The 9,303-nt window shown below is 71.8% G+C and carries 3 protein-coding genes and 1 pseudogene; 2 read left to right on the top strand and 2 right to left on the bottom strand.

The features are described from left to right. The first annotated feature begins 268 nt into the window (after positions 1-268). Positions 269-7,723, top strand: coding sequence for a DUF6531 domain-containing protein (locus tag AB0K51_RS34190; RefSeq protein WP_363462106.1), 7,455 nt, complete (start codon positions 269-271; stop codon positions 7,721-7,723). Further along, the gene (locus tag AB0K51_RS34185) at positions 7,720-8,121 is read left to right on the top strand and encodes a hypothetical protein (RefSeq protein ID WP_363462104.1); all 402 of its coding nucleotides are present in this window, start codon (positions 7,720-7,722) and stop codon (positions 8,119-8,121) included. The genes AB0K51_RS34190 and AB0K51_RS34185 overlap by 4 nt, the downstream gene beginning before the upstream one ends. A gap of 7 nt (positions 8,122-8,128) precedes the next feature. Here the strand turns inward: AB0K51_RS34185 and AB0K51_RS34180 are convergent, their stop codons facing one another. Both AB0K51_RS34180 and AB0K51_RS34175 read right to left on the bottom strand, forming a co-directional pair. Beyond that, positions 8,129-9,046: an ROK family protein gene (locus tag AB0K51_RS34180; protein WP_363462102.1), complete on the bottom strand. Its 918-nt coding sequence runs from the start codon at positions 9,044-9,046 to the stop codon at positions 8,129-8,131. Between the two features lie 77 nt (positions 9,047-9,123). Continuing rightward, positions 9,124-9,303, bottom strand: a pseudogene (locus AB0K51_RS34175) (amino acid permease); the annotation flags it as partial.

Here is a 9,303-nt window from a genome sequence, read left to right as displayed (position 1 = left end):
ACGAGGACTTCGACCCCACCACCGCCGCCGACCGCGGCATGGCCTTCGAACACCTCGACCAACTCGCCCTGGAACACCTCCTCGGCGCCCGCTGAGCCCCGGCCGGAACGCCCCGGCCGCCACCAGGGCCGATAAGACGGAAGGCGACGTTCCGTCACTTTCCGTTCAGGCGCGGAATGTTCATGACTCGTCCATGTCCATGTCACTGGGCTCCGACACCCTGTGGTGCTCCTGTGACCGGTGAGACGGGGATGAAGTGGGCTGTGGCGTGGGTGTGTTGAGACGGTCGTTGTTGGTGGTCGGCGTGATCCTGGCGCTGGTCGGAAGCCTGGTCCAGGGGGTGCGCACGGCGGCGGCCGCCGACCGGGGGTCGGTGTCCGCGCCGCAGCCGCTGAAGGTGCGGGAGCACGCGCCGGGGCGGATCTCCGCGCCACAGCCGCCCGCCCACACGGACCGGCCCACCCAGGACCCCGCCGCGCCGGGCAGCGCGCGGCAGAAGGCCGTGGCGGCGTTCGACGCCGAGGTGACGGCCCGTCAACAGCCGGCCCCGGGCCCGCTGTGGGCGGGCCGGGCGCCGCAGCCGGCGCCCGCGCCGTCCGCGCAGCTCGTCGAACCGGCGCCGGCCGGCCAGGGCGGCGGCCGGACCACCACCGCGCGGACCGCCGCGTTCGTCGAGCCGCTCGGCAGCGCCGGGGCGGCGGCGACCGTCACCCCCGCGGGCTCGACCTACGGCGTGTCCTACGCGCCGGTGACGCCGCCCGCCGTCAACCCGCGGTACGACACCTTCGGCCGCGAGGTGGTGAAGGTGACCAACACCTCGGCGCTCACGTGGCCGGCGCACTCGCTGTCGCTGGACTACCACATGTACTGGTCGGACCAGTCGATCTACAACGACAACGGCATCGGTACCGAGATCACCGTGTCCGTGCCCCCGGGCGCCTCGGTGACGGTGACCGGCGTCTTCGAGGAGATGCCCGCCGGGAACTTCCTGCTCGCCTGGGACCTGCGGCGCCTGTCCGACAACACCTTCTACAAGGCCCTCGGCATCCCGACCGCCCAGCCGGTCGAGATCAACGTGCCGCACTACGCGCCGTCCGCCGCGCTCTCCGGGCCGCTGCTCAACCAGGCCGTGGACACCCGCACGCCGTACCTCACCGTCAACGCCTACGGGGACAACACCCAGCAGAACTGGGTGCTGTTCCAGGTCTGCCCGACCACCGACACCAACGGTCCGGACTGCGTCGACTCGCTCGCGCAGAAGGTCAACCTGCCGGCCGGCGAGTTCTTCGCGCCGGTCTCCTGGCAGCCGACGCTGAAGTGGAACCAGCAGTACTACTGGCACGCCAAGATCTTCGACTCCACCTACCCCGCGGGCAACGCCCCGTGGTCGCCGCTGTCGCCGTTCACCGTGGTGGTGGCGCCGGCCGACGGCGACCACTTCGGGCCGGGCAACGCCGACCCGATCGGCGTCGACCTGTTCCAGGGCAACTACAGCCGCACCGAGACCGACTTCTCGCTGCCCGCCAACGGCACCGTCTTCTCCGTCAACCGGACCTACAACAGCGCCAACGCCAACCCCGGCGTGTTCGGCACGGGTTGGTCCTCGGTGCTGGACGTCCGTCAGGTCACCGACAGCGACGGCAAGTTGATCGTCACCTACCCGGACGGCCGCCAACTGCGCTACGGCCAGAACGCGGACGGCACCTGGACCGCCTCGTACGGCCAGCAGGACGAGGCCCGCAGCATCACCAAGGGCCTGGTGCTGATGCCGGACGGCACCGAGTACACCTTCACGGCGAGCGGCGCGCTGCAGAGTGTGCGCGCGCCCGGCATGCAGACCGTGTACCTCAACTACGGCGGCACCGGCGGCAAGTTGAGCCGCCTGGACCTGGGCACGCACCGCCAGCTGTACGTCACCTGGAACGCCACCGGCCAGATCGCCTCGCTCTCCACCTCGGGCACCGCGAACCGTGCGAGCGGCGTGCAGACCTGGACGTACACCTACACCGCCAACCGGCTGACCTCGGCGTGCAACCCGCGCTGGGACGTCTCCGCCTGCTCGAACTACGAGTACACCGGCACCGGTTCACGCCTCAGCAAGATCACCCCGCCGAACGGTTCCACCGAAGCCGTCACCATCGGCTACGAGACCAACGGCCGCACCTCCTGGGTCGCCTTCGCCGACCCCGCGGTCAACGGCGACCACTGGGGCTACACCAAGCAGGCCGCGGTCGACCCGGGCGCGGCGTTCGTGGTCTCGGTGCTCCAGCCGACCGGCATCACCACGTCCTACCAGTTCGGCACCATGGGCCAGTTGCTCAACCGCTGGCACGGCGGCACCAAGCCGACGCCGTCGAACAACACGGTGTGGACGTACGGGGTGGACGGCAAGGTCGACAAGGTCAAGGACGAGAACCAGAACCTGACCTGGTACGACTACGACGACCAGGGACACCTGGCGAGCGTGCAGAAGCTCCGCGAGACCGGCTACGTGGTGTCGACCGTCTACCACTACTACGGCGAGCAGGCCGGCGAGTCCAAGGACCCCAAGGACCCGCGGGCCGGCCGGATCACCTGGTTCCAGGACGCGAACCGCAACACCACCACGCTCACCTACAACGCGCGCGGCATGCTGGTCTCGCAGTCCGAGCCGGTGGGGTACGGCACCGCCGACCCGCCGGCCAGCACCTTCCACTACACCTGTGAGGACACCAACTGGCTGGCCGGCTCCGCCCCGTTCGTGGTCGACGACCAGCAGGACGGCTCGGCGCTGCAGCCCTGCGGCATGCTCGCCTCGGTCACCGACGCCGAGGGCCGCACCACCCGCTACGGGTACGACGAGTGGGGTGAGCAGACCCGGATCACCTCCCCGAGCGGGGCGCTGATCGACCAGTTCTACGACGGCCTGGGCCACCTGACCCGCAAGGTCACCACCCAGCCCGACGGCACCGGCGCCGCCCGCACCGACTACACCTACGACGGCGTCGGGCACCTGCTGACCGAGACCGGCCCGGCGGTGCGCAACCCGGTCACCGGGGTGACGCACCAGAAGAAGACCACCAACGGCTACGACAAGGACGGCAACCTGCTGTCCAGCGCGGTCTCCGACACCACCCCGGCGGCCTCCGGCGGCGACGCCACCCGCACCACCACCTACGGCTACGACGTCCGCGGCCGGCAGACCACCGTGTCGGTGAACGGCAGCGTCACCGGCAAGCGCACCTACGACGGCGACGGGAACGTCCTCACCAGCACCGACGCCGACGGCAGGATCTACGAGTACCACTACGACGGCGACCGCGGCCTGCTCAGCACGATCGCGTTCCCGAACTGGCTGGACGACAGCCCGGGCGCCGTCCAGCGGACCGTGCCGATCGCCAACTACTACTACGACCCGGCGGGCCGGGTCAGCGCGGTGATCGACCCGATGGGCGCCGAGGTCGACTACACCTACACCCCGGACGACCTGAAGCTCACCGAGTCCTTCCTGAACTTCAAGGACACTCCGAACGCCACGCCCCGCACCCTGGAACTGCACCACTACGAGTACGACGACAACGGCAACGTCACCAAGGACACCGCCGGCGGCACCCGGGTCTCCACCTACACCTACAACCGGGCCGACCAGCGCACCGGTACGACCGTCGACCCGGGCGGCCTGAACCGGACCAGCACCACCACCTACAGCCCGACCGGCCAGGTCACGGGCACCGGCCTCACCGACGGCCGCGGGCACACCGAGTCCACCGTCAACCGCTACGACCCGGCGGGCCGCCTGACCCGCACCGCGGTCCACAACGACGCCACCCCGGACCTGGTGACCGCCTACGTCCGCGACGGCAACGGCCTGCCGCTGGCCGTCACCGACCCGCGCGGCGTGGCGAACCTCGACGCCGTCCCGGACCCGGCGTTCACCGTCACCAACGCCTACGACGTGCTCGGCCGGCTGAGCAGCAGCACCGCCCCGCAGGTCGCCGTCGAGGACGGCAGCGGCGCGGCGGCGACGAGCGGCTCCCCGGTCGAGCTGCGCGGCTACGACACCTTCGGCGAGCTGACCGACGTCAAGGACGCCCGCGGGGACGTCACGCACACCGGTTTCGACGCGCGCGGCCGCCGGGTGCGGGTCGACCACCCGTCCTCCACCGAGCCCGACGGCACCGTGGTCAAGCCGTTCGAGAAGTGGACCTACGACGGCAACGGCAACGTCCTGGTGCACACCGGCCGCCTCGGCGAGACCAGCACCACCGTCTACGACGCCCGCAACCGGCCGCTCACGGTGACCACCTCGGCCGCCGTGTCCGGCGGGCCGCAGGGCGTCACCCACTACACCTGGGACGACGGCGGCCACCTGATCGCCTCGGTCAGCCCGGCCGGCACCATGCGCTACTACTCGTACGACCTGATGGGGCGGATGACCGACTCCACCCTGACGGAGCGTTACGTCGACGACGGCTCCGGCGAGGCCAGCGACTACGTCTCGGCGTACCGCTGGGACCAGTTCGGCGACCTGCTGAGCGACTCCCTGTCGGTGCCGAACGCCACGCTGACCTACAACGCGGCCGGCGAGGTCGCCACCTCCACCACCTACAAGTACGGCACCACCAGCTTCGAGCGCGACGTCGCGGGCCGACTCACCAAGGTCACCGACCCGACGGGGCGGCACACCGACCTCGGCTACGACCTCGCGGGCCGGCGCACCTCCACCGCGGTGGTCGCCGCCGACGGCACGGTCGCCGCCCGGACCGCCTACCACTACGACGCGGCGGGCAACCCGGTCGACGTCACCGACCCGAACCAGCACACCTGGCACGCCGACTACGACGCGCTCGGCCGGCTCAGCAAGCTCACCGACCCGACCCCGACCGACGTCAACGGCACCGTCCTGGCCGCGCCGACCACCTCCTTCGGCTACGACGCGGGCGGCAACCGCACCCGACAGACCGACGGGAACCAGCACTCCACCTACACCTCCTACAACGCCTGGGACCTGCCCTCGGTCCGGCTGGACCCGGCCACCGCCGCGCACCCGGCCGCCACCGACCGGACCAGCACCGTCAGCTACAACGCGGCCGGCGAGCCCCGCACCCTCACCCAGCCCGGCGGCGTCAGCGTCGGCTTCGGCTACGACCTGCTCGGCCGGGTCACCTCGCAGAGCGGCTCGGGCGCCGAGAGCGCCACCCAGAACCGCCAGTTCGGCTACGACGTGGCCGGCCGGCTGACCTCGCTGACCAGCCCCACCGGCAACGAGACGCTCACCTGGGACGACCAGGACAAGCTGTACGCGTACACCCGCGCCGGGCTGAACGGCGCGGCCGCCACCACCTACCAGTACGAATACGACCCGCGCGGCCAGCTCTCCAAGCGCACCGGCCCGGACGGCACCACCACTTTCGTCTTCGACTCCAACGGCCAGGTGTTCCGCTCCAACGACAGCCTCACCGGCACCAACCGGTACTACACCTACGACGGCGCCGGCCGACTGACCGGCGAGCAGGACAAGAACGCGGCCAACGCCGTCACCGGCAGCTACGCGTACACCTACGACGCGCTCGACCACCCGCTCAGCCAGCAGTCCTTCGACGCCACCGGCGCCCAGACCGGCCGGATCGGCTACACCTGGGACGGCAACGGCAACCAGCTGACCGCCACCGGCACCGGCGCGCTCTCCGGCCAGTCCGACCGCAGCTACCGCTACGACGAGGACAACCGCCTGCTCGCCGCCGTCGACACCGCCGGCGGGCAGTCCACCGAGACCGACTACGGCTGGGACGGCGCGGGCAACCGCACCTCACAGACCGTCAGCACCCTGGTGGGCGGCGCCCGGACCAACCCGGTCACCACCACCGCGCAGTACGACGAACGCAACCGCCTGCTGCGCACCGACAGCCCGACCACCTCCACCAGCTACCAGTGGAAGGCCCGCGGCACCCTCGCCTCGGTCACCAGCACCCCGCTGCCCGGCGGCATCCCCACCACTGTCACCAGCTCGTACGACGCCTTCAACCAGATGATCGGCGACGGCGCCGCCCAGAACGGCTACGACGCACTCGGCCGGCTGGTGCAGAGCGGCGGGTCGACGCTGTCCTACGACGGCCTGGAGAGCGAGCCCGCCTCGGACGGCAACTGGCTGTACGTCAGGGACGCCGCACAGCGCCCGGTCGCCGCCAAGTCGACGTCGGGCACGGCGAGTTCGCTGCTGAGCAACGCCCACCACGACGTCATCGGCACGGTCGACCCGGTCACCGGCGCCGCCACCGGCACCCGCTCCTACGGCGCCTTCGGCGAGCGCGGCGCCACCACCGGCGCGGGCACCCCGCTCGGCTACCAGGGCGGCTGGACCGCCGCCTCCGGCAAGGTCGACGCCCGCTCCCGCTGGTACGACCCGTCCACCGGCTCGTTCCTCAGCCGCGACACCGCCCCCGGCGCGATCTCCGGCGCCGCCACCGCCAACGCGTACGCCTACGGCGGCGCCAACCCCACCAGCTACTACGACCCGACCGGCCACAACAGCATCCTGGGCTCCATCACCGGCGCCTTCGAGGACATCGTCAGCGGTCTCGGCGACGTCGAGGCGGCCGGCGAGCGGATCATCGCCGAGGCCGGCGGCTACGTCGCCGACGCCCTCCCGGAGATCGCCGAGGCCGCCGGCACCGCCCTCGCCGAAGCCGGCGTCGACATCGCGGCCGGTGCGGCCTGCGTGGTCGGCTGCGTCGAGGCGCTGGTGGTCGGCGCGGTCGTGGTGGTCGTGGTCAGCGGGGTGTACTACACCCTCGAGGTCGGCGCCGACGGCAGCCTGTTCAACGAGGGCGCCACCTCCTCCGCCCCCGACCCCGGACCGACCCCCACCGGCCAGCAGCCGCCGGTCGACCCCCCGAAGGCCGACCCGGGCCCGCCGACCACCGTGCAGAAGGTCACCACCCACGCGCGCTCCACCGAGCGCTGGCAGACCACCACCACCTGGTACGACGACACCTACCTCTACACCCGCACCGACAAGTACGTGCAGACCACCGTCTACACGTACGTCAACGGGGTGCAGACCGGCGAGCCGCAGATCTCGATCTCCCACACCTGGTCGATGGTCGCGCAGCTGCTGGTCGACCTCGACCATCCGATCAAGACCCCCACGCCGAAGCCCGGCAAGCCGACCCAACCGACCGCCGGCCAGGGCGGTCCCGGCGCCGGAACCTCCTGCGGCAACGGCGGGACACCGCAGTCCTGCCTGACGCCGGCCTCCAGCGGGCCCAAACTCCAGACCGGCGGCCACAAGGGCGGCGGCGGCCCGATCGGCGGCCCGTACACCCTCAACGGCGACTGCAACCCGCTCTCCGGCGAGCCCCGCGACGCCGACGGGAACTGGCAGTCGACCGACAACGGCGTCGCCGAGGTGGCCAACGCGATCGAGCAGCTCTACCCGGGCCACGTGATGGCGATCAACGTCAAGTTCCTCCGGGCGGACGGCACCGTGCACGCCGAGTACGACATCGAGACCCAGAACTCGGTCATCGAGGTCAAGTACCCCGGCGTGACGCCGAGCGGCAAGAAGGGCGGAGGCCGCGCCAACGGCTCGGCGAGTAAGATCGGCAACAAGATGGACTGCACCGACAAGCCGGTGATCGTGTACGGCCCGAGGATCCAGCAGGCGGTCATCAACAACATCCAGGCGGCCGGCGGCCTCGCCACCAACAGCCTGGACGACCTCCTGGCGGTGATCGCACCATGAACAACCTGATGATCTGTCTGCCCGCGTCCGTCAAGCTGGCGGAGATCGCCGAGGCGCTCTCCACCCTGGACGTCGTCGTCCCCGACCGCGACTCCCTCGCGGTCGGGGTCGGCCCCGACGGTGTCCGCCTCCTGGTCGACACCGACCGCGAGCTGGACTCCGAGTACACGGCGGACCAACTCGCCCTGATCGCCGACCTGGTCGGCCCCTACACCGGCCTGATCCTCCCGTACCACGGCCTCGACACCGCCAAGCGGATCGCCGGCGCGCTCGCCGCGCGCTTCCCCTGCGTCGTCGACACCGACTGGACGTTCTTCGGCTCGGGCGAGGAGTTCCTCGCCCGGCTGGCGGCCGACCCGGACTGGGACTGGTGGGTCGGGGCGGACGAGGACGGCTGACGTCCCATCAGCGGGAGGAGCGCACCTGGTCCAGTGCCAGCGTGATCGCGCCGTGCAGGGAGGCGTCCGCGGTGAAACGGGCGGGCAGCACGGCGGGCGGGAACGGGACGGCGCGGGCCAGGTGCGCGGCGAGGGCGGGCAGCAGGGTTTGCTGAGCGGCCATCATGCCGCCGCCCACGACCAGGCGTTCGGGATCGAGCAGGACGGCGATGTTGGCGACCGCGGTGGCCAGCACGCCGAGCACCTCCCGCGCCAGCCGGTCCGCGGCGGGGTCGGTGCGGGTGAACAGCTGCTCGGCGGTGAACGCCTCGCCGATCTCCGCCGCCGCCCGCTCCGCGATGGCCTTGCCGCCGACCAGCTCCTCCAACGGGGCCCGGCCGTCGACGAACAGGCCGTCGCCGTGGCCCGGGTCGAGGTAGCCGATCTCCCCGGCGGCCTGGTGCGCACCCGCCAGCACCCGGCCGCCGACCGTCACCGCGGCGGCGATGCCGGTGCCCAGGCTCAGGTAGACGCCGGGCTCCGCGCCCCGCAGCGCGCCGCGCCGCAGCTCCGCCAGAGCGCCGGCCCGGACGTCGTTGGCGATCGCGACGGCGGGTACGTCCAGTTCGCGGCGCAGCCGCTCCGCCAGCGCGAGCCGCTCCCAGCCGGGCAGGTTCGGCGTCAGCAGGATCCGGTCCGGCTGGATCACGCCGGGGCTGACGGCCGCGTACCCGGCGACCTCGAGGGAGTACACGGTCGTTGCGTGCCGGGTGAGTTCGCGGACCGCGTCGGCGGTCCGGGCGAGGATCTGGTCCGGTCCCTCGGCGGCGCGGGTGGCCAACCGGATCCGCCGCAGCGGCGTACCGGCGGCATCGGCGAGCGCGATCTCGGTCTTGGTGCCACCGAAGTCGATGCCGATCACGACGTGGTCGGGGTGCGTGGTCAAAGGCGGGTCCTCACCTGGGTGGGCCGGCGCCCGGGCTGTGCGGGGCCCGGGCGCCGGTTCGCTCGCGACTGCGTCGGTCAGGCGGCGGTCTCGACGCTCTGGCCCTCCTGTTGGGCGGTCAGGTACTCCTCGCGGATCTCCTTCGGGCCGAACGGCCAGGCGCCCTCGAGCCGCGACCAGACCAGGTACGCCCCCACCCCGAGCGCCACCCACACCAGCGACCACTCGATCGGATGCACCCCCGGATTCGCCTTGTC

Source organism: Kitasatospora sp. NPDC049285, assembly GCF_040678815.1.
In the GTDB taxonomy this organism is placed as follows: Bacteria; Actinomycetota; Actinomycetes; order Streptomycetales; family Streptomycetaceae; genus Kitasatospora.
This window is presented reverse-complemented; position numbering and strand designations above follow the sequence as displayed.

Excerpts from the sequence above, each read along its gene's own strand:
- AB0K51_RS34185 (WP_363462104.1), top strand. The coding sequence starts at position 7,720 with ATGAACAACCTGATGATCTGTCTGCCCGCGTCCGTCAAGCTGGCGGAG.